This is a genomic window from Humiphilus diazotrophicus (assembly GCF_059726315.1).
In genome coordinates this window covers 3,373,489-3,397,042 of sequence record NZ_AP040870.1, presented here as the reverse complement: position 1 = coordinate 3,397,042, position 23,554 = coordinate 3,373,489, and the positions used below count along the sequence as shown (strand labels likewise).

Annotated in this window: 21 protein-coding genes and 1 tRNA gene; 14 read left to right on the top strand and 8 right to left on the bottom strand. The window is 52.7% G+C overall.

All coding sequences use genetic code 11. The annotated features are described in order from the left end of the window. Positions 1–20: 20 nt before the first annotated feature. Positions 21–437, bottom strand: a complete 417-nt coding sequence (ndk, locus tag AC6I7T_RS14580) for a nucleoside-diphosphate kinase (protein ID WP_497794212.1) — start codon at positions 435–437, stop codon at positions 21–23. A gap of 217 nt (positions 438–654) precedes the next feature. On the opposite strand from ndk, the gene AC6I7T_RS14575 reads away from it, so the two are divergent. The 4 genes from AC6I7T_RS14575 (at position 655) to AC6I7T_RS14560 (ending at position 7,195) form a co-directional block, all read left to right on the top strand. Further along, the gene (locus AC6I7T_RS14575; protein WP_497794211.1) at positions 655–2,721 is read left to right on the top strand and encodes a M13 family metallopeptidase; all 2,067 of its coding nucleotides are present in this window, start codon (positions 655–657) and stop codon (positions 2,719–2,721) included. 175 nt (positions 2,722–2,896) lie between these two features. Beyond that, positions 2,897–3,253, top strand: coding sequence for a PadR family transcriptional regulator (locus AC6I7T_RS14570; protein WP_497794210.1), 357 nt, complete (start codon positions 2,897–2,899; stop codon positions 3,251–3,253). Beyond that, positions 3,250–5,940, top strand: coding sequence for an ABC transporter permease (locus AC6I7T_RS14565; protein ID WP_497794208.1), 2,691 nt, complete (start codon positions 3,250–3,252; stop codon positions 5,938–5,940). Before AC6I7T_RS14570 ends, AC6I7T_RS14565 begins: the two co-directional genes overlap by 4 nt. Positions 5,941–6,106: 166 nt before the next feature. Then, the gene (locus AC6I7T_RS14560) at positions 6,107–7,195 is read left to right on the top strand and encodes a VWA domain-containing protein (RefSeq protein WP_497794207.1); all 1,089 of its coding nucleotides are present in this window, start codon (positions 6,107–6,109) and stop codon (positions 7,193–7,195) included. Between the two features lie 85 nt (positions 7,196–7,280). Here the strand turns inward: AC6I7T_RS14560 and sucD are convergent, their stop codons facing one another. Both sucD and sucC read right to left on the bottom strand, forming a co-directional pair. Beyond that, entirely contained in the window at positions 7,281–8,156 is an 876-nt protein-coding gene (sucD, locus tag AC6I7T_RS14555; protein WP_497794206.1) for a succinate--CoA ligase subunit alpha, read from the bottom strand. Between the two features lie 2 nt (positions 8,157–8,158). Then, positions 8,159–9,337, bottom strand: a complete 1,179-nt coding sequence (gene sucC, locus AC6I7T_RS14550) for an ADP-forming succinate--CoA ligase subunit beta (RefSeq protein ID WP_497794205.1) — start codon at positions 9,335–9,337, stop codon at positions 8,159–8,161. A 369-nt stretch (positions 9,338–9,706) separates the two neighbouring features. On the opposite strand from sucC, the gene trpD reads away from it, so the two are divergent. The 9 genes from trpD (at position 9,707) to msrA (ending at position 19,147) form a co-directional block, all read left to right on the top strand. Beyond that, on the top strand, positions 9,707–10,777 hold the full coding sequence (gene trpD / locus AC6I7T_RS14545) for an anthranilate phosphoribosyltransferase (protein WP_497794204.1): 1,071 nt from the start codon (positions 9,707–9,709) through the stop codon (positions 10,775–10,777). Positions 10,778–10,903: 126 nt separating this feature from the next. Then, positions 10,904–11,641, top strand: coding sequence for an SIMPL domain-containing protein (locus AC6I7T_RS14540; protein WP_497794203.1), 738 nt, complete (start codon positions 10,904–10,906; stop codon positions 11,639–11,641). A 74-nt stretch (positions 11,642–11,715) separates the two neighbouring features. After that, positions 11,716–12,399, top strand: a complete 684-nt coding sequence (locus AC6I7T_RS14535) for an acyltransferase (RefSeq protein WP_497794202.1) — start codon at positions 11,716–11,718, stop codon at positions 12,397–12,399. Between the two features lie 348 nt (positions 12,400–12,747). Beyond that, entirely contained in the window at positions 12,748–13,431 is a 684-nt protein-coding gene (locus AC6I7T_RS14530; protein WP_497794201.1) for a site-2 protease family protein, read from the top strand. Positions 13,432–13,535: 104 nt separating this feature from the next. Further along, positions 13,536–14,585: a tryptophan--tRNA ligase gene (gene trpS, locus AC6I7T_RS14525; protein ID WP_497794200.1), complete on the top strand. Its 1,050-nt coding sequence runs from the start codon at positions 13,536–13,538 to the stop codon at positions 14,583–14,585. After that, the gene (locus AC6I7T_RS14520; protein ID WP_497794199.1) at positions 14,582–15,655 is read left to right on the top strand and encodes a segregation and condensation protein A; all 1,074 of its coding nucleotides are present in this window, start codon (positions 14,582–14,584) and stop codon (positions 15,653–15,655) included. Before trpS ends, AC6I7T_RS14520 begins: the two co-directional genes overlap by 4 nt. A gap of 321 nt (positions 15,656–15,976) precedes the next feature. Further along, entirely contained in the window at positions 15,977–17,440 is a 1,464-nt protein-coding gene (scpB, locus tag AC6I7T_RS14515; RefSeq protein ID WP_497794198.1) for an SMC-Scp complex subunit ScpB, read from the top strand. Further along, complete coding sequence (locus AC6I7T_RS14510) at positions 17,437–18,342, top strand: pseudouridine synthase (protein WP_497794197.1); 906 nt, start codon at positions 17,437–17,439, stop codon at positions 18,340–18,342. The genes scpB and AC6I7T_RS14510 overlap by 4 nt, the downstream gene beginning before the upstream one ends. A gap of 322 nt (positions 18,343–18,664) precedes the next feature. Then, on the top strand, positions 18,665–19,147 hold the full coding sequence (gene msrA, locus AC6I7T_RS14505; protein WP_497794196.1) for a peptide-methionine (S)-S-oxide reductase MsrA: 483 nt from the start codon (positions 18,665–18,667) through the stop codon (positions 19,145–19,147). Positions 19,148–19,224: 77 nt separating this feature from the next. Here the strand turns inward: msrA and AC6I7T_RS14500 are convergent, their stop codons facing one another. From AC6I7T_RS14500 to AC6I7T_RS14490, 3 genes are all read right to left on the bottom strand, one after another. Then, the gene (locus AC6I7T_RS14500) at positions 19,225–19,986 is read right to left on the bottom strand and encodes a hypothetical protein (RefSeq protein WP_497794195.1); all 762 of its coding nucleotides are present in this window, start codon (positions 19,984–19,986) and stop codon (positions 19,225–19,227) included. 175 nt (positions 19,987–20,161) lie between these two features. Beyond that, positions 20,162–21,451: a phospholipase C gene (locus AC6I7T_RS14495; RefSeq protein WP_497794194.1), complete on the bottom strand. Its 1,290-nt coding sequence runs from the start codon at positions 21,449–21,451 to the stop codon at positions 20,162–20,164. A gap of 192 nt (positions 21,452–21,643) precedes the next feature. Beyond that, positions 21,644–21,720: transfer RNA gene (locus AC6I7T_RS14490), tRNA-Arg, on the bottom strand. A gap of 153 nt (positions 21,721–21,873) precedes the next feature. Between AC6I7T_RS14490 and AC6I7T_RS14485 the strand changes: the two genes are divergently transcribed. After that, positions 21,874–22,422 carry a DUF2911 domain-containing protein gene (locus tag AC6I7T_RS14485; protein ID WP_497794193.1) on the top strand — a complete coding sequence of 183 codons (549 nt, stop codon included), beginning with the start codon at positions 21,874–21,876 and terminating at the stop codon, positions 22,420–22,422. A 10-nt stretch (positions 22,423–22,432) separates the two neighbouring features. Here AC6I7T_RS14485 and AC6I7T_RS14480 read toward each other — a convergent pair whose 3' ends face one another. Continuing rightward, the gene (locus tag AC6I7T_RS14480) at positions 22,433–22,705 is read right to left on the bottom strand and encodes a hypothetical protein (RefSeq protein ID WP_497794192.1); all 273 of its coding nucleotides are present in this window, start codon (positions 22,703–22,705) and stop codon (positions 22,433–22,435) included. A 196-nt stretch (positions 22,706–22,901) separates the two neighbouring features. Further along, a complete protein-coding gene (gcvH, locus tag AC6I7T_RS14475; RefSeq protein WP_497794191.1) occupies positions 22,902–23,291 on the bottom strand; it encodes a glycine cleavage system protein GcvH in 390 nt (129 codons plus the stop codon). Between the last annotated feature and the right edge of the window lie 263 nt (positions 23,292–23,554).

Below are 23,554 nucleotides of genomic sequence, written 5' to 3'. Positions count from 1 at the left end.
GACCCGGTTTTTAGCTGTTGTTACGCCATCTCGTATCCGGCGAAGAAGTATCCGATTTCAAAAGCGGCTGTCTCTTCGCCATCGGAGCCGTGGATGGCATTCTCTTCGATCGATCCTGCAAACTTTTTGCGAATGGTACCTTCCTCAGCATTGGCAGGATTGGTGGCACCCATCAGCTTGCGAAGATCGGCAATGGCATTGTCCTTCTCCAGAACCATGGGAAAGATTGGTCCGGAGGACATGAAGTCGGTAAGCGAGTCGAAGAAGGGCCGGTCCTTGTGGACGTAATAAAAACCCTTAGCCTGCTCTTTGGAGATGGAGAGCTTCTTGATGGCGACGATTTTGAAGCCCGCCTTCTCAATCTCAGCCAGAATGGCACCTGTATGGCCTTTACGGACTGCGTCCGGCTTAATGATGCTGAACGTGCGTTGTGACACGAAGACCTCTCAGTAGGATAGTAAGTAAGTGTCAACCTGATCGCTTGACACTGCGCTACATTAGTTTACGCTGAGGCGGAACCGTTGAGGTTTCAGCAGCGTATTTCTTCACAGGACACTGATCACTTTTTATCGTTTTCTTTGATGGACCTGCTTTCCAAAGGAAAATACCTTGCGATGGCGTACCTGGAGGGAAAGATTTGATGGAGGAAGAGGCATGCATCTATTGCTGAGAATTGCCGTGGTTGGGACGTTGTCGTCGCTAACCCTGGTATCGGCACACGCACAGGCGCCAAATGGCGGAGAGAATCCGGAGACGAAGACACTTAAAGTGTTTGATTCGTCACTAGTCGACAAGACGATCGATCCCTGTGTGAATTTCTATCGTTACAGCTGCAATGGTTGGTTTAAGAAGAATCCTCTTCCTGCCGACCAGATCTCCTACGGACGCTTTACTGAGCTGAGCGAAATCAATCGCGCCCACCTGCGTTCGATTCTGGAGGCAGCAGCGACACCCTCGGCTGGACGCACTCCGAACGAACAGAAGATCGGGGATGAATATGCCAGCTGTATGGATGTAGCCGCGATCAATGCCAAAGGGATCGCTCCATTTAAATCGGAACTGGACAGGATTGCCGCTCTTTCGAACAAGAAAGATCTCCCGGTATTACTGGCAGATCTGCATAAAGAAGGCGTGAATGCCTTCTTCGGAATGGGCTCGAATCAGGATTTTGCCGATTCCACCAAAGTTATCGACTTTTTTTCTGCAGGTGGCTTGGGTCTTCCCGAACGTGATTTCTATACCCGGACGGATGCCAAGAGTGTCGAACAGCGTCAGCAGTATGTTCAGCACATAACCAACATGTTGAAGTTGCTGGGTGAGCCGGAGACGCAGGCCAAGAAAGATGCGGAGACTGTTCTCGCCCTGGAAACCCGGTTGGCAAAAGCTTCTCTCACGATTACAGAACAACGCGATCCTCAGAATCTGAACCATCCGATGCCATTACAGGCTGTGTCTAAGATGATCGGCAATTTCAATGTTGCCGCATATCTGAAACAGCTTCAGGCTCCCGAGATTGCGAAGACGAATGTAACCGAGCCTAAGTTCTTTGCGGAGTTTAACAGCATCCTTGCCGATACCGATTTGGCTTCGATCCGCACCTATCTGCGCTGGCAATTTATCCATGCCGTTGCCGGAACCGGTACGCCGGAAGCCTTCGACAACGAGAACTTTAACTTCTATGCACATATCCTGCGCGGTCAGGAAAAGCAACAGGAGCGCTGGAAGCGTTGCACTCGGCGTGTCGATGGCGAGATGGGTGAGGCGCTAGGGCAGGTCTATGTTGCCAAGTATTTTCCACCTGTTGAGAAAAAGCGTGCTTTGGAGATGACGCAGGCGATTGAAGCGGCTATGGGCCGCGACATCGATTCTCTCGATTGGATGAGTCCTGAGACCAAGCAGCGGGCCAAGGAAAAGCTGCATACCATCAGCAACAAAGTTGGATACCCCGATAAATGGCGCGACTATTCCAATCTGGAGATCGTTCGGGGAGACGCCTTGGGAAATGAGTTCCGTGCACGCCGCTTCGAAGCTGCCCGTGATCTTGCGAAGATAGGACGCCCTGTTGATCGTGGCGAATGGGGCATGACTCCTCCGACCGTGAACGCTTACTACAATCCGCAGATGAACGATGTGAATTTCCCTGCCGGATACCTGCAACCTCCCTTCTTTAGCGATAAGGAAGACGATGCTGCGAACTATGGAGACATGGGCTCTACCATCGGACACGAATTAACTCATGGCTTCGACGATGAGGGACGCCAGTTCGATGCACAAGGCAATCTGAAGGACTGGTGGACCAAAGAGGATGGCGAGAAGTTTACGCAGCGAGCTGATTGCATGGTGAAGCAGTTCGATGGATACGTTCCCGTCGAGAATGTTCACATCAATGGAAAGCTCACCCTCGGAGAAAACCTGGCAGATCTTGGCGGATTGTGGCTTGCGTATCTCGCTTGGATCGATCAGGTACAGGCTGCGCATGTGGATATGAATGCCAAGGAGGAGGGATATACTCCCGACCAGCGTTTCTGGATCGCATATGCCCAGCAGTGGTGCACCCAAACCCGTCCTGAAGCATTGCGGACCCAACTGCAGACCGATCCCCATTCTCCAGATGAGTATCGGACCAACGGTATCCTGGCCGATTTGCCGGAGTTCGCAAAATCCTTTGGTTGTAAGGCCGGACAGCCCATGGTGGCGGAAAAGATCTGCCGCGTCTGGTAGAACTTACTAAAGCGAGAGAAAAAAGCCCCGCATACCGGCGGGGCTTTTTCTTGATTAACTCTATTCATTAGCGATCCTCATTGCATTCCATCTTTGCCCGGCGTTATCCAGGAAATTCCCCTTGTATTCCAAGGGGAAACTATGAGAGTCTTCCCTGGAAACCTTAGGGGAGCGAATGGATCGGACTAAGCTGGAACTATTTCGCGGAACTCTCGATGTTCTTATTCTCAAATCGTTAGTGTGGGGTCCCCTGCACGGCTACGCCATTACCAGCTTTATTCGACGGCACAGCGAGGATGCTCTTCTCGTGGAGGAGGGTACTCTTTATCCGGCTCTCTGGAGGCTGGAGAACAAGAAGCTTCTTGAGGCAGAGTGGGGGCTTTCCGAAAACAACCGAAAGGCTAAGTTTTATCGACTTACATCCGAGGGACGCCGGCACCTTCGCCAGGAGTGCAAAACATGGGAAGCCTATGCAAGTGCCGTTGCTAAAGTTCTGGGGGCTACGCAGCCGTTTCCCGAGGAGCCAATATGAGAAAACTTCCTCTTTGGCGCCGTTACGCGCGCTTCTTTGGCTCCGACCCTGCCGCCGATGTGCGTGACGAACTGCGGTTTCATCTGGAAGAAAAGGCCGACGACCTGATCGCTCGTGGTTGGAGTCCGGAAGCCGCACGCGGAGAAGCTGTACGCCAGTTCGGAGATATCCGCGCTGTGCAACACATTGGAGAACAACTAGGAGGGCGAATGGAGCGTAGCAAACATATCAGGGACTACTGGGCCGACTGTCTGCAAGATATCCGATATGGTCTTCGTACGCTTCACCGGGACCGCGGATTTGCAACCGTCTCTATTCTTATTCTGGCGCTTGCCATTGGAGCAAATGTTGCTATCTTCAGCGTGGTCAATACCCTCCTGCTTCGCCCGCTACCATTCTCAAATCCGCAAGAGTTAGCTTGGATTGCCCCACCACCACAAAAATGCGGGTTATCGTGTGCAACTTACTCGTGGGATGCTTATGAAGAATTTCGAGCTCAAAGCACCTCCTATCAAGATGTAACAGGGTACTTTGCATTCTCTACGCCCGACAACTTGCGCATTACCGGTCATGGCGATCCTGTTCCTGCTACGGGGATCGACGTAATATCCAATTTCTTCCAAGTACTTGGTGTGCGACCTGCAATGGGCCGCTTATTTACTCCCAGCGATTCCCGTGGTGGTTCTCCGGCAGTTGTGCTGCTGACCGATGCTTGGTGGAAACGGCAGTTTGCTGCGGATCCAGCGATTGTGGGCAAGGTCATTGATATGAACGGCACGCAGGTAACTGTCGTGGGTGTCTTGCCTAAGAGCTTCGACTTCGGTGCGGTGTTTTCTCCTGGAGCAAAAATCGATGCCTTTACACCGCTAAACATCGACCAATCGCGAGATTGGGGAAATATTGTCACGATGGTCGGACGTCTGAAGCCAGGAGTGAGTTTAGGGCAGGCACAAGCTGAGGGCTTGCTCGTAGAGCCCAAGCTCTGCTGGAGCAAGAAATACCCGAATTCTTGCGGCATGTACGCAGGCAAAGGCGTTTCCATGCAGTTGCATACACTTAAGGATTATGTGAGCGGCAAGATACGTCGTTCTCTGATTGTGCTATGGTTCGCGGTCGGCACCATACTGCTAATCGCCTGCGTAAATTTGTCTAACCTGCTGCTTGCACGTGCTGCTGCGCGGGGCAAAGAGTTCGCAATGCGTGGAGCACTTGGCGCCAGTCGCGGGCGGATTGTGCGCCAGCTACTCACGGAAAGTCTCGTTCTTTCTTTGGCGGGTGCTGTGTTAGGACTTGGACTGGCTTGGGCTGTGATTGTCTGGCTAGCTCATCAGGGATCTATTGCTCTACCTCTGCTCAGTAGTTTGAGCATCGATGGAACAGCACTGCTTTGGACTGTGGTTATTGCCTGTGTGGCTGCCATTTCTTTTGGTCTTATTCCTGGCATGCGGACTGCGGGAGGCAATTTGCAGGAAGCGATCAAGGATTCGGGCCTTGGTACTGGACATAGCCGCAAGCATGAGCGCATTCGCTCTGCTCTGGTGATTACAGAAGTAGCGATGGCTTGCGTATTGCTGGTGAGTGCAGGATTACTGCTCCGCAGTTTTCTTAAGGTGCTGGAGGTGGATCTTGGATTTCAGGCTGAGCGGGCCGCTGCTATTAAATTGGAATACGATGACAGCGCTCCCTCTAACGAGGCGAGCACGGCAAAACGTAGAACCATATTCTCTGAAGCCATTGCCCGTATTCATTCGCTTCCCGGTGTCGAAGCCGCGGGTATTGTCGATTTCCTTCCTCTAGGGCCAAATCGCGCCTGGGGACCTGCTGTTCCGAAGGGGAAGACCTATCCCCCAGGAGCATTGCCAAGTCCTTTGGTCTATGTGATTACTCCAGGTTATTTACGCGCGATGGGGATTGGTTTACGAGGAAGGGACTTTACCTGGGATGACGGACTTAAGAGCGAGCGGGTGGTAATACTGAACGAATCCGCGGCCCGCTTTCTTTGGCCGAATGAAGATGCTGTTGGTAAGACGATTCAGTCTTCAGGCATAGATTACCGTGTCGTTGGCGTTGTAGAGGATGTTCATGAGGAGAGTGTAGAACGGGATTTAGGCTGGCAAATCTACTATCCGGCCACACAGCAAAATCCTGCCGGAGCACAACTCGTTGTGCGCACCAGTTTGCCGCCTGCGGTGCTTGCCAGTAGTGTTTTGCATGCCTTGCGGGAGCTGAATCCCAACCAGCCCGCAGCGGAATTCCGTCCTTTACAACTGCTAGTAAGTCATGCTGTTTCTCCGCGAAAGTTTTTTGTAATCCTTGTAGGCGCTTTTGCGGGATTGGGATTATTGCTAGCTGCACTCGGGCTTTACGGAGTTATTTCCTATTCAGTTACACGCCAGACCCAAGAGATCGGTGTTCGCATGGCGCTGGGTGCGACCATGGGCCGTGTACAACGTGGGGTCCTGTTTACTACTCTGAAGCTTGTGCTGGCTGGGATTGTCTTGGGAATCGCGGCATCGGCAGGGGTGGCCCAACTCATCGCTTCGTTGCTATTTGCGACGTCTCCTTGGGACCTGGGCGCATATGGATGGATGACTCTTGTCCTGGTTACAGTCGCATTGCTCTCCGGGTATCTTCCTGCACGCAGAGCTTCTCGAATTAATCCCCTGGTCGCTCTTCGCAATATCTAGACACGATGAAGCATGGAGCCCAAAACTGTTTCCCTGGGTAGATAAGGCCCATTCATGAGGCCCTGCTGGAGGCCAGGGCCTTCTTCTATTCATCACGAACTCTTCAAGGGTATCGGTTTGCCGCCTCGAATCTTGCCGCCGATTGCGCTTACAATGAGTTCTACTTATGAAACTTGCCTGCTTATTGGCTCTTTTGCTTGGCCTCCCTGCATTGCATTCGCAAGCACAACAGACCGATACAGGCCAGCCAACTCTGACCGTACAATCCACGCTAGTGCAGGTTCCTGTTCTCGTAAAGGACAAGAAAGGGAAAGTAGTCTTCGGGCTCCAGGCCGATGATTTTGTGCTTACAGATAACGGTGTGCCACAGACCCTTGTACTCGACCCCGATAGCGACTCTCAACCCCTGGCTTTGGCCATTGTTGTGGAAACGGGCGGCGCAGGAGTAAATCATCTCCGGGAATATCAACAACTGGATGCAATTCTCGATGGCTTAATTGGCAATGTTGAACATCAGGTTGCAGTGATCGGGTTTGACAGTACTCCTCATCTGCTCATGCCCTTTATGCCCAATACCGATCTTGCTTCGCAGAAGCTGGAGAACCTTGAGGCGGGCGATCCGGGAGGCGCGGTCTTAGATGCGGTGGCGTTTGGTGTTGAACAGCTGAGAGTGCTGCCTACGAAGTACCGGCGTGCGATTCTGCTGCTCAGTGAAACAGTTGATCAAGGGAGCAGAACCAATCTGGAAGAAGCCCTACGCCTTATCAGCGATACCAATACGACCATGTACACGTTCGGATTCTCCAGCACTCATTCCGCTGTATCGCATGAGGCGTCAAAGTTTAACAGTGCGCAGCCTGGACCTGCGCATGGCTGCTTCAGCAAGGAAGGAGCAGACGTCGAGTATAAAGGTCACTACAGCAAACAGGTTCTGGACTGCATAAGCCAACTCGCTCCTCCCGTTCGATTCGCTACGATGGCCTTTCTTGCTGCGAGGAGTGCGCTTCGTACCAACACTGCCGAATCGATAGCCAAATTTACAGGCGGAGAATTCTTTCGCTTTCACAATGCGAAGGATTTGAGAAATGGATTGATTTCAGCATCGCACGATGTTCCGAATTTCTATGTCTTGAGCTTCCGCCCGACATCGCTTGATCCTGGAATGCATGCCCTTCATCTGCAGATCAAAGACCGTCCTCAGTTGGCCTTTAAGTCGAGAAGTCAGTACTGGATCGATGGCGAGCTTGCTAAGTAAAGATTCTTGTTTCCCTCGCCAAAGGGTATAAGCTCCAAGCAAAAAGCTCCGCGAACGCGGAGCTTTTTGTGGTACCGGAGTTAAGTTAAGCTTTGCCGATCACTTTGGCTAGGGTTTCGCCAATTTGTGCCGGTGACTGAACTACATGGATTCCAGCTGCGGTGAGAGCCTTCATCTTGTCGGCTGCAGTTCCTTGTCCGCCCGAGATGATAGCGCCGGCATGGCCCATACGGCGTCCTGGAGGAGCTGTTTGTCCGGCGATAAAGCCGACGACAGGCTTCTTTACATGCTGCTTGACGTACTCGGCTGCAGCTTCTTCCGCAGTGCCACCGATTTCTCCAATCATGATGATGGCTTCCGTTTCCGGATCTTCATTGAGCAACTTCAGCGCGTCGATATGAGTGGTTCCAATGATCGGATCGCCGCCGATACCGATTGCAGTTGATTGCCCAATGCCCCGCTGTGTGAGCTGATGAACCGCTTCATAAGTCAGGGTGCCGGAGCGGGAGACGATGCCCACGGAACCTTCCTTATGAATGCGTCCGGGCATGATGCCGATCTTTGCCTTGCCGGGAGAAATTACTCCGGGGCAGTTCGGACCCACTAGTCTGGATTTGGAGGCCTTGAGCTTCGACCACACCCGCACCATGTCGAGGGTAGGAATGCCTTCGGTGATGCAGACGATCAGTGGAAGTCCAGCATCTTCTGCTTCGAGGATGGCATCGGCCGCAAACGGTGGGGGAACGAAGATGACTGTTGCGTTGGCTCCGGTCTTTTCGACTGCTTCCGAGACGGTGTCGAAAACCGGCCAGCCTTCATGCCTGGTGCCGCCTTTGCCGGGTGTTACGCCGCCAACAACGTTGGTGCCATATTCGGCGCATCCCTTGGCGTGAAAGGTTCCTTCTCTTCCGGTAATGCCCTGAACGATAAGTCGAGTTTCCTTGCTGACTAAGACTGCCATGTCTAGCGAACCCCCTTTGCTGCCGCAACTACCTTCTCAGCCGCGTCCTGCATCGTTTCTCCGACGATGAAGTTCAGTCCTGAACTCTTCAGGATCTCGCGGCCTTGTTCGACATTTGTGCCCTCCAGGCGAAGAACGACCGGAACCTGCACATTCGTCTTCTTAGCTGCGCCGACGACGCCTTGTGCGAGAGTATCCACGCGGAGAATGCCGCCAAAGATGTTGATGAAGACCGCTTTCACATTTTTGTCGCTGAGCAGGATCTCAAAGGCGTGCTCGATCTGCTCCTGGTTTGCACCACCGCCTACGTCGAGGAAGTTTGCGGGAGAGCCACCGGCGTACTGGATGATGTCCATGGTAGCCATCGCCAGACCTGCACCGTTGACCATGCAAGCAATGTTGCCGTCAAGCTTGATGTAGTTCAGCGCGTAAGAGGAGGCTTCGACTTCGAGAGGGTCTTCCTCGGCGATATCGCGCAGCTCCTTCAGGTCCTTGTGGCGGAACATGGCATTGTCGTCGAAGTTGATTTTGCAATCGAGAGCAAAAAGCTTGTCATCCTTCGTGGTGATGAAGGGGTTGATCTCCAGCAGTGAGGCATCGGTTTCGAGGAATGCCTTGTAGAGCCCCTGCATGAAGGCCACGGCCTGATTGATCTGCGTGGGCTTCAGCCCTAGCGCAAAGGCCAGCTTGCGAGCCTGGTAGGCCCCGAATCCGACTGCGGGATCGATGTGTTCCTTGTGGATTGCCTTTGGATCTTTGGCTGCAACCTCTTCGATTTCCATGCCGCCCGCCTTCGAGGCCATGAAAACCAATTTGGCGGCAGCACGGTCGAGCACGATGCCCAGATAGAGTTCGCGGTCAATTGCAGCTGTTTCTTCGATCAGCAATCTCTGAACTTTTTGTCCTTGCGGTCCGGTCTGGTGGGTGACCAACTGCATGCCAAGAATCTGCTTTGCGTAGGTTTCAGCCTCGTCGATATTCTTGGCGACCTTGACGCCTCCACCCTTTCCTCGTCCTCCGGCATGGATTTGAGCCTTAACGACGACTCCTCCAGCCCCATTGGTAAACAGCCTCTTGGCCACATCCATCGCTTCGTCCAGCGTGTTGGCCACTTCTCCCCGGGGTACGGGTACTCCGTATTTCGCCAGGATGTCTTTCGCCTGATATTCGTGGATTTTCATCGTGGATTCTCTGTTGTGCGGCCGTCGCGAGCCGTCTCCGGCACGCAGAACTGCTTCGAACTAAGGGAAAAGCAGCCTTTGCGGCAAGCATCTCGATACTATCGGAGGGAAGGAAGAAGCGGCAAACTGTGTACCGCAGAAAATGAAGAAAATGCAGTGAGTCTTGTCACGAAAGCCTGTGAGTCAAAAGAACCGATACCATAGAAATGCGGGAAATCGCAGGAAATCGACAGAAATGAAGGGACCGCTGTTCGAACGGCAGACCTTGCGTTTGAGCTGTCTTTGAAACGCAATTCATTTTGCCCGGTCCTTATTTTTGATCTGGAGTTCATGTGCTCGCCCGCGCATAAAGGTAGAAACGGAATAACAATGGCAAGTTTGAAGGAATTGCTTAAGCCCCTGACTGAGGTTGGTACGACCCTCACCCGCGAGCAGGCTCGCCAGGTTCTGAAGGACATCCTCACCGGAGAGGTGAGCGATTTGGAAATCGCAGCCTTGCTGACCACCATGGCTACTCGTGGCGAGACTTCACCGGAACTGACTGGTTTCGCTGAAACGATGCGGGAGCTGAGTGTTCCTGTCCCCCTCACAGTAGAAGAACGCGCCGATTTGGTTGACACGTGCGGAACAGGTGGCGGCGGCCCGGTGACTTTTAATATCTCGACTGGTGCTGCACTGGTGGCGGCTGCAGCCGGAGCCAAGGTTGCAAAGCATGGTAATCGAGGGGTCACCTCAAAGTGTGGTTCTGCGGATGTTCTCGAGGCCTTGGGGGTAGCCGTTTCTTTGAGTCCGGAGCTGGCCGTGGAATGCCTGCGCGAGACCGGATTTATGTTTCTCTATGCTCCAGCTCTTCATCCGACGCTGAAGCGTGTTCAGCCTGTACGCCGGGCCTTGGGTTTTCGAACGATTTTCAATATGGCCGGGCCGTTGACGAATCCAGCGGGTGCTCGTTCGCAGGTGATTGGCGTGATCTCTCCGGGTAGGGTCCTGCTTGTAGCGAGGGCTTTGGCTGCTCTGGGCGTGAACCGCGCCTTTGTGGTGCATGGAACCGACGGAATCGATGAGCTGACGTTGACCGGCGAGAGCATTGTGGCACGTATTGAGGGCGGCGAATTTCAGGAAAATGGTGAGCCTGCTCTGCGTGCTGCCAAGATTCTGCCGGAGATGGCGGGACTGGAACGCGCCAAGCTGGAAGATTTTAGTGGCGGCGATGCCGACGCGAATGCCTCGATACTCTACGACATCATTACTGGGATTCAAGGACCACGCCGGGATATCGTGCTTTTGAATGCTGCCGCCGCGCTGGTTTCGGTTGGTATTGCAGCAGATCTGAAAGAAGGCGTAGCTCGTGGAGCTGAAGCAATCGATTCCGGAATGGCTGCAGTCACGCTTGAAAAGCTGCGTAGGTTCTCGAAGAAATATGGGGATTCGGCCAAATAACGGTGCGATGGCGGGATGTGCACCAAATCTCAAAATGCTATAGCCTGCTTTACGGCGAAAGGTTATAGGCAGATTGGTCATAAACCTTTTGGTAACGAAATACAACGGCTGGTTAGGAGAGTTGCAATGCGTAAGCTGAGTACGTTCCTGTTGTTGCTTCTAGTTCCCGCTTCCATCGTGAGTGCGCAACAGATTACGGTGAATAAGGAAAACCGCACCATTGCTGTTACGGCCGACGATACTGCCGAGGCAGATGCGGATACCGCAACCGTGCATATCGGATTTCAAAACTACGCGACCGATGAGCAGGCCGCATATGCTAATGCGTCGAAGGCGTCGAATGCCATTGCTGTGGCCTTGGAAAAGGCTGGCGTGAAGAAGGACGCCATTGAAAGCCAGTCACAGAGCATCAATCGTGTTCAGCCCTTTGAATTGCAGAATCTTCCTGCCGATCAGAAAGCACAACGGCAATTTGTTGCGCAACAAAGCTGGACGGTGAAGACCACTGCCCAAGATGCGGCTGCCATTCTGGATGTGGCTGTTAAGGCTGGTGCGAATAACAGTGGCGATATTGAGTGGGCTGTCGCCGATTCAAATGCTCTGGAAGCGCAGGCGGCGGGTAAAGCTCTGAAGCGCGCTCATGAAATTGCCGAACGGATGGCGCAAGGATTGGGCGTGAAATTAGGTGTTCTGGTGTATGCCAGTAACCAGGCCGAACAGGTGCGTCCGATTCATCCCCTGATGATGAGGGGAGGAGGGGGGAATGACGTTGCTATGGCCAAGGCAGAGGTGAAGCCCCTGTCCATCAATCCGCGAAAGGTGACCCGGTCGGCGACGGTCTACGCAATCTTCTCGGTAGAGTAGGAACGTTTTCGCCGGTTATTCATGAGAAGTAGTCCCGGAAGGGAGGGGCGGCGTCAGCCAAAGATATGTCCGATATGGAAGAGCAACCACGGCCTTCAGCAGAGGCGGAAGAGATTTATCTGCGCTGGCTCCGCCACCTGGACGAAGAGTTCACCCGGCATCACAAGCCCACGATGCGAGCGGAGTTTGTACGCGATCAACTCCATCAGCTTTTGCTTGGCCGCCCGCACGGCGGAAAACTGAACTTTACATTGACGACGGAGCTTCCCTACAACATTCTGCAGTTGTCTCTTGACCCCCTCAACGTGACCTTGAGCGCTCAGCATTCGCCGGATGTGGATCCGGAGAAGTATGCTCCGCGCCAGCCTCTGATTTGGTTCTGGCAGATGTTCGATCGCACTCCGGTGGCCTTGAATCACTGGTTGGGCATCAGATTTAGGGCCATGCTCGGGAAGCACATCTTTAAGCACATCGGGAAAAACGTCCAGATTTCGCATGGCGTGAATTTCAGCTTTGGCTACAACCTGACTCTCGAAGATGATTGTGTGATTCGTCGGAGAGTCGTTCTCGACGATCGAGGGGAATTAGTCATTGGCCAGGGGGCAAAAATCGGAGAATATGCTTCGGTCTATACCCGGAGAATCGATCACCCCGAGGAAGGTCCAAACAAAGTAGAAGTCCTTCCAGGAGCTGTTCTTGATCCTCACTGGGTCTATCGTCCTGGAGTGAGTGGTGCAGAAAAGGTGCAAACTTCATGATCGGATTCGCTGCTTTTCTCTTGAGGCGATATTTTTTGGAGAAAGAGCAAAAACAGAATCCGAATTGCGAAAGCCAAAGATGATCCTCCGGCACCGTACACTATCCTAGGTAGGAAGTTCGCGAGTTGGGGAGAGTCGCTGCCTTGGTTTAAAAAGGTGGCGTTTTCTATCTCGCGATGTCGAAGGAAATTAAGCTGTCCCGGGTTGTACTGGATGATGTGAGTCAAAGGCCCGAAAGGGAATGCACTATCCATTTCTCAGCATGTGGGTAGCAGAAGATCGACAGAAATCGTGCGGGATTTTTCCGTACGCAGCCAGGTTTTTTGACAGGGATGAAGTAAGGCGCTGATGGACTTCAAAGTTCTCCAGATTATTTTCCAAGTAGTAAACCTGCTGTTTGCCTTGAGCGTGCATGAAGCCGCTCATGCCTGGACCGCGTCTCGTCTTGGTGATCAAACAGCCCGCATGATGGGACGAATTACGTTAAATCCACTGCGTCACATCGATCCTTGGGGAACAGTGATTATTCCTCTCATTTCTCTCGTTTTGGGCGGGTCGTTGATTGGGTGGGCTAAGCCGACGCCGGTAAATCCTCGCAATTTTAAGAAGTATGTTCGCGGGGATGTCTTAACTACACTCGCCGGGCCGGCCAGTAATTTTTTGTTGGCTTGTGTTGCTCTCCTGGTTTTGGCCGTGATGGTCAAGGTCTCGCCTCTTGGCCGTGCAACAGTGCAGGGAATGTTGCTGGGGGTAGCCGATCTTTCCGCAAACTCCCTTCTTCAACCCGTTGTCTTCCTCTGCATCTGGGCTGTAGTCATTAATTTGACTTTGACGGTCTTTAATCTTCTTCCTATGCCTCCGTTGGATGGCAGCCATCTGGTGCGTCATATGCTGCCCTATAACGTTCTCCAGGTCTATGACCGTTACGGCATGTTTGTGCTGATCATCATTTTCTTCTTCGGTTGGAGAATTGTGGGAATCTTCCTTCAGCCATTGCTACGGTTGTTCCTGGGGACGCTCTTGTCTCTCTAGAGGACCGGGACGTCAAAGCAAGGTTTGCTTACCCATAGGAAATATGGGCAATCCCGTACAATGGAAGCAGCCTCTCCTAAGGCATAAAGGTTTCTGTTCTATTCATGGTGGCAATTCAATCTGCAGAGAAAAAACGCGTAGTCAGTGGCATGCGTCCTACGGGCAAGCTCCATTTGGGCAATTACATGGGAGCTCTCGTCAATTGGGTGCGTTTACAGCACGAATATGAGTGCTATTTTTTCATCGCCGATTGGCATGCGCTGACGACCGACTATTCGGATCCCTCAAACTTGAGGCAGAACACTCTCGATGTGGCTCTGGATTGGCTAGCCGCTGGACTGGATCCGGAAAAGTGCACTCTTTTTGTGCAAAGCCATGTCAAGCACCACGCCGAGCTTCATCTTGCGCTCTCCATGATCACTCCGCTGGGATGGCTGGAGAGAGTTCCGACCTACAAGGAACAGCAGGAGAATCTGGCCAACAAAGATCTCTCGATCTATGGTTTCCTCGGCTATCCGGTATTGATGTCAGCGGATATTCTGGCCTATCAGGCACATTTTGTTCCCGTGGGGCAGGACCAGGTTGCGCATACCGAGCTGACGCGCGAGATTGCCCGTCGATTTAATGGTTTTTATGCTCCAAAGGCATCGGATGGCTCCATTATTCAGGAAGTTCTTCCCGAGCCGCAGGTTCTGTTAACTCCTTCTCCAAAGCTTCCGGGTACGGATGGACGCAAGATGTCCAAGAGCTACGGCAATACGATCCAGCTCACCGATCCTGAGCCGGAAGTACGGAAGAAGCTAAAGACCATGGTGACCGATCCGGCCCGCATCCGCCGTTCCGATCCGGGAGATCCCGACAAATGTCCGGTGGGAGATCTGCACAAAGTCTTCTCCAGCAAGGAGACAATGGATAAGGTGTACGCGGGCTGTCGTTCTGCCGGAATCGGTTGCATCGAATGCAAGGGATGGGCAGCGGATGGGTTGGTGAATATTCTGAATCCCATTCAGGAACGTAGGGCCCGGTTTACGGAAGCGCAGGTAAAAGAGATCTTCGTCGAGGGCGGAAAACGTGCTTATGCTCGCGCAGATCAGACAATGCGGGAAGTACGTGAGGCAATGCAGCTTCCGTTCGGAGAAATGCATACGAAATGAGCGAAGAGCTTCAACATCAGGAGCAAGAGGTTGAGCAAACCTCTGCGGAACAGGTCTCTGCTGAGCAGCCTATTCAGCCAGAGACCGACGAACACGCTCCTCCTGTGGCAGAGGCGCAGCCAGAAGCAACTGTAGAGGCTGCTCCCTCTTCCGAACAGCCAGTGCAACCGGTTCAGGGACAAGAGCCCGAAGTTCCGTCCGGAGCTCCCAAAGATACAGGTAAGAAGGAACAGGGTCAGAAACCCGAGGGTTCAAAACAGGGTGGAAGGGCAAAGAAAGCGCCTGAAGACACTGCTTTTCCCTTTTCTGTCACTGTGGGTAAGGTCTATGACGGCCCGCTGGATCTGCTGCTGGACCTGATCCGGAAGCAGGATATCGACATTTACGATATCCCGATTGCCAAGATTACGGCGCAGTTCCTGGCCTATGTTGAAGGTTTGAAGCAAACCGATGTGGATGCGGCCGGGGAGTTTATCTACATGGCCTCGCTCCTGATTCACATCAAGAGCAAGATGCTGCTCCCCCGATCTCCAGTTGAGACCGCAGATGGAGATGCTGAGGATCCTCGTCGCGAGCTGGTTGAGCGACTGTTGGAACACGAGCGCTTCAAGAGTGCTGCACAAATGTTGCAACAGAAGCAGCTTTTGGAAGAGTCCTCATGGACGAATCCAGGATTGCGCGAGTTCAGCGGAGATGCGGCAGCCGATGCAGGGGTGGCTGCAGATACGGTTGACCTGGTACGAATTTTTAAGGAAATCCTGGAGCGGCAGAAGCGCCGGCCGATTCTGGATGTAACGGAAGAGTCGGTTACGGTTGGCCAGATGATTCGTTTTCTGAGCCGCCGTCTTACGATGGAAGACCGTCCCGTATCCTTACGCCGGCTGCTTTCCAACATGAAGTCGGAGCGGGCATTGCTCTGCATGTTCCTGGCATTGCTGGAGCTGGTTCGTTTGCAGGCGATCATGTTGCGTCAAGATCGAAATTTCACTGAGATTTTCATTAAGAAGCATGTGGAATTCGACCGTGTCATGAATGATGCTGCCACGCAGACGCAGGACGATTGGCGGTAAGCAGGCTCCTGATTCCTTCCGAGAGTAAGAACAGGGAGGAACCAGGGTTAAACCTGCCAGATGTTAATTTTTTTGGGCATGCCGATAAGAAAGACGGCGTGCCTCGCAGAGCCATTAAAGGCTCTGGTCCTGACGAAACTCTCACGGTCCAGTAGTATTCAAAAGGAGCGCCTGCGGGCCGTCGGGAGAGTCTATAGCATCTTCTTGATGCTATAGAGAGGCGAGATGGAGTCTCGCAGCCATTCTTTGGCGGAATGGTTGTGTGGATATCGGTTCTCTCCTCGATACCTTACAGAATTGCGATAGCGCCCTTTTTTACTGATGAGTCTGAAAGCCAAGATCGAAGCTGTTGTTTATGCCGCTGAGGAGCCAGTTACCCTGGCTCAGCTTGCTGGCCTATTTGCCCAAGAGGCTTTGGAATGGAAACAAGCCAAGGAAGCAGAGGCGGCCGCCGCAGCGGCTGCTGCTGAGTCCGCTGCGACAGTAGAGGAGCCGATTCTCACCGTTGAGGAAGCTCTGGATGTCGAAGCCCAAAGCGAAGCAAGTTTGGCGCCTCCAGTCCCGATTGCTCCCATGACGGCGCCTGCAGAGGAACCTGTACCTGTACCTGCGGCTGAAGCTGAGGTTGAGGCTGAAGCCGTATCCGAATCGCCCGAGCAGGCTGAGACGGAATCACAGCCCGGAGCCTCGACCGAGGAGACAGAGGCACCATCGAATACTGAGGCATCGGACACTGAGGTGGTTTCCGCCGATGTTCCGGAAGATGCCGAAAGCCCTGCGAAAAATGCCGAAGAAGGCCAGACCGCTGAAGCTGTAGAGGCAACCGTTGCCGAACCTGCTTCTGTCGAGGTCTCTCCCGAGGAGAAGAGCTCTGAAGCTGAAAAACCTGCAGAGCCGGAGATTCCTGCCGCGATTGATCCAATCGATGCGGAGGAGGCCGAAAAGCGTGCTGCCCGTCAACGGGAGCGTGATATACGCGATACTCTGCGCTCAGTCCTGGTCGAACTGATGGCCGACTATGAGCATTTGGACAGAGGCATCGAAATCCGCGAGATCGCTGGCGGCTACCGCCTGGCAACCAAGCCCGAATACCACGATGCCGTGCGAGCCTTCGTCAAGAGCCTGAAGCCGCCCATGAAGCTGTCACTGCCTGCATTGGAGACCCTGGCTGTTATTGCCTACAAACAGCCGATTACAGCTCCCGAGGTCAGTGAAATCCGCGGTGTGGACTCAGCTGGTGTATTGGGTTCCTTGATCAGCCGTAAACTTGTAACCACGGCAGGCAGAAAACAGGTTGTCGGCCGTCCGATCCTCTACAAAACAACGAAGGAATTTCTGCTGCGCTTCGGCCTGAAGGATCTGAACGAACTTCCTTCCATGGAAGAATTCGAGAGGATGGCTACCGGTGCCCTGGCAGAGGTCGATGAAGCTATTGCTGAGAGTACCTCTGGTGCTGCTGGTTCCCACAAGAGCCAGGAGGCGAAGTCAGAGGATGCAACTGAAGGTTCAGCCTCCGTTTCGAGTTCCATGGAAGAGACTCCTGGAGAAGTGGAAGGCGCGGCTGCCGGTGTAGCGGTGGAGGTTGCCGCGGAAGAAGCGGCTGTAGCTGTTTCGGAAGAGGAAACTGCTGCCAAGGCTACTGCTGTTTCCACCTCAGATCCGGATGTCGTTCCAGTTCGCGTACCAACCCCCGATGCAGTAGAAGCTGCGGAGGAAGCGGCTGAGGCTGAAGTGGAAGCTGTATCCGCCAAAAACGAGGATTCGGATCAGGAGAAAAAATCGTGACCGAACGTCAGGAAAATCGAGGACAACGGCTTCAAAAGATTCTGGCTGCTGCCGGAATCACTTCGCGCCGGAAGGCCGAGGAGTTGATTGTCTCTGGACGCGTACAGGTCAATGGCCAGATTGTGACCGAACTGGGCACGAAGGCAGATCCTGAACACGACCACATCCGCGTGGATGGAAAGCTTCTCCATGGTGCAGAACAGCATAAGTATTTCGTTCTGAATAAGCCCAAGGGCTATGTCACGACGGTTTCCGATCCGGAAGGTCGCCCGACGGTAATGAAATTCTTCGAGCGGGCAGGAGCGCGGCTCTATCCTGTCGGCCGGTTGGATTATCTGAGCGAAGGGCTCCTAGTCATCACCAACGATGGTGAGCTTGCCAATGGGCTTACCCGTGCTTCCAACAAGGTAGAGAAGACTTATCTGGTGAAGGTTAGCGGGTATCCTACGGAGGAGCAGATCGACCAGCTACGTGCGGGCATCATGATCGACCGTGGCCGTCGAGGTACTTTTGAAGGCAGGGTGATGACCCAGCCAGCCCAGATACGGTTGATCCGAAAGGGAGATAACCCCTGGTTTGAAATCGTCCTTACCGAAGGCCGCAATCGGGAACTGCGCAAGATGTTCGAAGAGATCGGCCATCACGTAGAAAAGATTCGCCGCGTCGGGTTTGGCCCTTTGGTCCTGGATGTGCCTCCTGGGGAATTTCGTGAGCTCACGGAACAAGAGGTGCAGGCTCTGCGTCGTGCGATTCGTGGAGGTGGCGGAAAATCTTCTGCGGCGAAGAAGCAGGAACGTAAGCGTAAGCCTGCAGCTGCACAGTTACCTCGTCCGCCAAAGCGTAAATCCAGTTCTCGCAAGGGACCTCAACGGGGCGGCGGATCCCGGCGTCCCAATTCCTAGAGCAAAACCAGCGTAGGTGTATTCCGAACCACAACTCCCTACGCAGGTTTTCCGTCAAGAAAGCCTTCACATCGCCGAATTTGGATAGGACATAGCAACGCCGGTTTTGCTCTAAATACCTGGTGTCATCTTCGATCGCTACTCATCTAATCTGTAGCGGTCGAGTTCAAGCCGGTCCCAGGAAGTTCTCTTCTTTTCTCTTTTGACTGGTTTCGCTCGGCAAAATATTTTCCCCATACGAGTTCGATTCTTCGTACCGCGAATGCCATAGGAATCTATTTCCCCTGTGCATTTGATGACGAGGGTGATAGCCGGAGGAGCGATGAGTGATCAGGTTGAAGTAGCTGTTTTTGGAGCAGGTTGCTTTTGGGGTGTGGAAGCGTCCTTTGCTGCTGTTCCGGGTGTTCTTGAAACAGCGGTAGGTTATGAAGGCGGTACGCTGGAAAATCCGTCTTACCGCGATGTTTGTACCGACCAGACCGGACACGCTGAAGTGGTCCAGATTTATTTTGACCCTGCAAAAGTTACATTTGAAAAACTTCTGGATGTTTTCTTCTCCATCCACGATCCTACGCAGATGAACCGACAGGGGCCCGATTGGGGCACGCAGTATCGCACCGTCGTTTTCTATCATTCTCCGGAGCAGGAAGCGGCTGCGCATGCCAAAATCGAGCAATTAACTGCGGAGAAGCGTTTCCCTAAAAAGATCGCCACTCAAGTCGTGCCTGCCACCAGGTTCTGGAAAGCGGAAGAGTACCACCAGAAGTATCTGGAGAAGCGTGGTGCTGCTAGTTGTCATATCTAGGAATAAGGGATTAAAGCTATTCCCGCATAGGTATCGATTCGCCATCGTTGGCAAGTTTGTGCCTATGCGAGAAATGCTTAGAGGGTTTTCTGCTTCGCCTCATCCATCCAGAGAAAGGCAATCCAATACAGTACTGCTACGAAATAGGTTGAAGTGCGAAAGTATCCCAGAGTCTTAATCGTGTGCATGTTGGATTGGATCTGAGCCATGGAGGTTAGCACCGATGGAAGGCTCAAATGCTCGATCATTGCTTGTACGACGAGGTTAACCAAAGCATAGAAGGCAAGACCATGCGCGATACGCTGGATATGGCTCTTCCATCCCAGGCCGCTTCGGCGAGAGAGCCAAATCATTGTCACCATCGTTTCCAGCGTCAATATGCCGATCAACAGATTCCCTTTATTGGTTAACACCGGCAGCAATAGCTGCAAATGGATTTCCTCTGTCCCGGGTGTGACTAACGATGGCAACGGTCCCCAAAAGAAAACCAAAACTCCTGCCAGAAGAATTCCAACCACGCCACCCAGCGCAGTGCGTATTTGAGGGAGCGCGGCTTTTTGAAATACTTCTTTTAGCAACGAGGCCAGGACGACGGTCTGTAGTAGCAGATCCCCAAGTGCGAGGCCCCAAAAGGTCATCAGATATTGCTCCCGGGAGATGTGCAGATAGAGAGCAAAAAGGGCCAGGGAGCGCAAAATATAAAACACAATCAGTGCCGTGAAGAATGGAAAATGCGGCACACGTTTTTGCCGAATTAGCACGGCCAGAAGAATGAGATGGACAAGCAGCCCACCTCCCCAAATCAGTTGAGTAGAGTCCATAGGCGAAATAATGCGCATCTCTCACACGCATCCTGTTCGATGAGATCCAGTCAAGGATCAATTCACAGATGCTTCGCTTTCCTTGCGAGCAAAGGGAATGCAATCCAGGGACGCGCTGCGAGATTCAAGATGAGCTTAGCAGGGCTGCCTAAGGAATGCTTCGTATTATCGAACCGAGGATCCTCTATTTTGTTTAGTCGTCGTCAGGAGCACCTGAGGGCTTCTGGCTTAAGAAGAAGGATGGCGTCAGACGTGTCGGGACGTTCTCGTAGGGATTCGGTCTTTGCGAGAAATCGAAACAGTCGCTGAAGTCGTCCGATACCGCATCTCTGGTCCCTAGACTGGGCAGCCCAAACACAATTTCGATCAGACGCAGAATACTTCCCATTTCGTGCGTTTGGTGAGAGACATAGCCTTTCTTTGCGTAAGGCGAGATCACGATGAGCGGAACACGAAATCCCAGGCCCATGTCATCGATTTGGGGCGGACTAACGTGATCGTAGAATCCTCCCCAGTCGTCCCATGTGACGATGATTGCAGTGGAATTCCAGTAGGAACTTGCTCCAATAGCATTGGCGATTGAGGCTACCCATTCCGGACCATTCGTGGTCGCGCCCGGGTGATCTGAGTTGGCAAAAGAAGGGACTACCCATGTTACTTGTGCCAGGTTCCCCGTTTCGATATCGGAGAGGATCTGAGTCTCCGGCGAAATAACATTTGCGCCCCAATCGTTTCCAAAACGAATATGGCGGATCGCCTGATATGCCGAGATGATGAAGAACTGATCTGCCGCCGACGGAGCATAGTACTTCCAGCTTATGTGGGCGGTATCAAGCAAATCGGCCATGGTTTGATAATCGAAGCAGGGATAAGGTCCAGGAAGGCTTGTGCCGTTTGGGCCGATGATTGTAGTTCGTTCGTCACCCGGTGCATCGCAACCCCATACGGGGCCGTTCGGATTGCTGTCTACCTTTGCGGATTGGCCTGCGATCAGGTATTGATGAGCGGCAAAGCTCGGACCGGTATTTGACTGAAACATCCGGTCGCCAAAGACGAATTTTTGCGCTAAATCCCAGTAGGGCTTTGTTTCGCTGCGGGGAACGTAGGTCATTGTGGAAGAGGGAAAGCCATTCATCTGGCCATGGTTCCACTCTTTCCACCAGGCTGAGTGGGTATGGCTCTTGTCTGGCTGTCCTTCCAGCGATTCCGGCTTAAGTGGAACCTTGGACCCGTCTTTCTTGATTGCCTGGGTGACGGTATCGGCTCCGGGAAGACCGTTGAACAGGTTATCGACCGTTCGATTTTCCTGGACGATGACCACGATATGTTGAATCTTCGATCGGTCGACTGTCGAGCTATTGGAGGTCGAGCCCGCCGTCGGGAGTGTGCCCGTCGTGGGGGAATTAAAGGAAACGTTCGTTGCACATCCTGCTGTCAAGAGCACACAGCAAGCTGCGAACGCAATTGGCCGTAGACACGCCATCGCTCGATTACCTGCTTTTTATCCACTTCGGGGGAAGTATTGGAAAATCGTAATGCCATTAGTCATGTGGTGGCTAGGTGAAAAAGCTGGTAAGAACAAAATGCGGTGACATTACGGAAAAGCCTGAATCGGGCAGGTAAAAGAAGCGATTTTGGACGAAATGGAACTTTCGTGGGATTGTCTTGGGAGGGATGGTGCGCCCGGAGAGATTCGAACTCCCGACCTAATGCTCCGGAGGCATTCGCTCTATCCAGCTGAGCTACGGGCGCGTCGTAATGTATATAAGAATACTATGGGTTGAGCTGTAAAGATAGCTCGCGAGAAACGATCCCCGGCATTTGGTGTCTATTCATTTGAGATGAAAATGCCCTTTCCCCGTAATCAACTAAACCAACAACTAAATAGTGTAAGGAGTAAAACGGATGAAACTGAAGGTCCTAAGAAGTATCTGGAGCCTCATGGTGGTCTTGCTTGTAGCAGTTCCGTCCTTCGCTCAGATGTCTTCTAGTGGCGATAAGAAACCGCTTAGCCCCCCTGCTCAAGCAAAAGTAGCACTCAGTGGTCAGACAATTACGATTGATTATTCCGCCCCATCGATGCGGGGACGAAAGATCATGGGAGAACTGGTCCCCTTTGGGAAGGTCTGGCGCACTGGAGCTAATGAGGCTACTACTCTGAAGACTCCTATTGCCCTGCATATTGGTGATCTGGCCGTTCCTGCCGGCACCTATACCCTCTATTCCATCCCCTCCGAGACCGGGTGGACGCTTATTGTGAACAAGCAGACCGGTCAATCGGGAATGAAATATGACGAGAAACAGGATCTGGGGCGCGTTCCGATGTCGACAAACTCTGTGTCATCTCCGGTGGAGACTTTCCAGATTCATTTCGAGAAGACCTCGAGTCATCAGACTCAACTGCACCTGACCTGGGAAAATACGGATTCCTTTGTTCCTGTTTCCGCCGATTGACGGTATGCTTTCAACCTTGCGCCGCGGACTCTTTTTCGCGGCGCAATTCCTCCATGACAGATTGAATCAATTCCTTGGCGCCCTTGATCTCTCCCAGTACCGTTTCCAGATCGAGTGCCGGCTTTGAGGGATTGCGTCCCGAGACACAATACACGCCATGCTGACCAACAAGAATGAGAGCATCGGTCAACATGTCCAGCGAAACAGCCAGACGGCCTCTTGCGGCTCCCATCATGAACTCATGCTTTTCTAGTTCTGAACGCTTTTCTTCGAAGACAGACATAGGGTAACTTCTGATCCTTGATTCTTGACTTTCATGCATTCTTGTTTTTACGGAAACCCCAAATGCATTAGCTCATTAGATTCGAGAGAACTATGGAAGTTGGTAATTATGGCTGGAATTAGATGGAGGAAGTGCCCTCATGCTGCTAGCCGATAGCCGAAGGCTAAGGGCTAACAGCGAAGGCATTGGTGAGTTTTTAGTGAGCGCCCTCTTCGGCGATGAAGCTTTCATAAGCCTGCGCATCTAATAGCTTCTCCAGTTCCGAGACATCGGAGAGCTCTACCTTAATGATCCAGGCCGTATGGGGCTCTGTGTTGACCTTTTCCGGCGAATTCACCAGTTCTTCATTTACTGCTGTAACCTTCCCGGTTACAGGTGAATAAAGATCGCTGACGGCCTTGACCGACTCGACGCTGCCGAAGACTTTGCCTGCCTCAACAGTGGAGTCGATCTTAGGCAGTTCGACATAGACAATATCTCCGAGCGAATTCTGAGCGTAGTCGGTAATTCCGATGGTGCCGATCTTACCGTCAACCTCGATCCATTCATGTTCCTTTGTGTAGCGATAGGACGCAGGATATGTCATGAAAATCTCTCTCTTTCGAATATTCTCGCCGGAGTTCCCAGCGGGTTTGAACGGCGTTTTCGCGCATCTAGTACGGTCCAGCCAGGAGGAGAGAAGTGTGGCCATCCTTTCGAGGAGCGGTCACTCAAACATCTGTTCCTGGTCTATGCCTAAAACCAATGGCTCTAGCGCCTCGGTGCTTTTGTCCAGGGTTGCGTTAGCGGGAACCGGGTCTAGCAATCAGTTCCAGCTAACTATATCCGTTTCGAATTATCACGAATGTG

Excerpts from the sequence above, each read along its gene's own strand:
- trpD (WP_497794204.1), top strand. The coding sequence starts at position 9,707 with ATGGCAAGTTTGAAGGAATTGCTTAAGCCCCTGACTGAGGTTGGTACG.
- AC6I7T_RS14530 (WP_497794201.1), top strand. The coding sequence starts at position 12,748 with ATGGACTTCAAAGTTCTCCAGATTATTTTCCAAGTAGTAAACCTGCTG.
- AC6I7T_RS14520 (WP_497794199.1), top strand. The coding sequence starts at position 14,582 with ATGAGCGAAGAGCTTCAACATCAGGAGCAAGAGGTTGAGCAAACCTCT.
- sucC (WP_497794205.1), bottom strand. The coding sequence starts at position 9,337 with ATGAAAATCCACGAATATCAGGCGAAAGACATCCTGGCGAAATACGGA.
- scpB (WP_497794198.1), top strand. The coding sequence starts at position 15,977 with ATGAGTCTGAAAGCCAAGATCGAAGCTGTTGTTTATGCCGCTGAGGAG.
- AC6I7T_RS14535 (WP_497794202.1), top strand. The coding sequence starts at position 11,716 with ATGGAAGAGCAACCACGGCCTTCAGCAGAGGCGGAAGAGATTTATCTG.
- gcvH (WP_497794191.1), bottom strand. The coding sequence starts at position 23,291 with ATGACATATCCTGCGTCCTATCGCTACACAAAGGAACATGAATGGATC.
- msrA (WP_497794196.1), top strand. The coding sequence starts at position 18,665 with ATGAGTGATCAGGTTGAAGTAGCTGTTTTTGGAGCAGGTTGCTTTTGG.
- AC6I7T_RS14485 (WP_497794193.1), top strand. The coding sequence starts at position 21,874 with ATGAAACTGAAGGTCCTAAGAAGTATCTGGAGCCTCATGGTGGTCTTG.
- AC6I7T_RS14560 (WP_497794207.1), top strand. The coding sequence starts at position 6,107 with ATGAAACTTGCCTGCTTATTGGCTCTTTTGCTTGGCCTCCCTGCATTG.
- sucD (WP_497794206.1), bottom strand. The coding sequence starts at position 8,156 with ATGGCAGTCTTAGTCAGCAAGGAAACTCGACTTATCGTTCAGGGCATT.
- AC6I7T_RS14540 (WP_497794203.1), top strand. The coding sequence starts at position 10,904 with ATGCGTAAGCTGAGTACGTTCCTGTTGTTGCTTCTAGTTCCCGCTTCC.
- AC6I7T_RS14480 (WP_497794192.1), bottom strand. The coding sequence starts at position 22,705 with ATGTCTGTCTTCGAAGAAAAGCGTTCAGAACTAGAAAAGCATGAGTTC.
- AC6I7T_RS14570 (WP_497794210.1), top strand. The coding sequence starts at position 2,897 with ATGGATCGGACTAAGCTGGAACTATTTCGCGGAACTCTCGATGTTCTT.
- AC6I7T_RS14500 (WP_497794195.1), bottom strand. The coding sequence starts at position 19,986 with ATGCGCATTATTTCGCCTATGGACTCTACTCAACTGATTTGGGGAGGT.
- trpS (WP_497794200.1), top strand. The coding sequence starts at position 13,536 with ATGGTGGCAATTCAATCTGCAGAGAAAAAACGCGTAGTCAGTGGCATG.
- AC6I7T_RS14495 (WP_497794194.1), bottom strand. The coding sequence starts at position 21,451 with ATGGCGTGTCTACGGCCAATTGCGTTCGCAGCTTGCTGTGTGCTCTTG.
- AC6I7T_RS14575 (WP_497794211.1), top strand. The coding sequence starts at position 655 with ATGCATCTATTGCTGAGAATTGCCGTGGTTGGGACGTTGTCGTCGCTA.
- AC6I7T_RS14565 (WP_497794208.1), top strand. The coding sequence starts at position 3,250 with ATGAGAAAACTTCCTCTTTGGCGCCGTTACGCGCGCTTCTTTGGCTCC.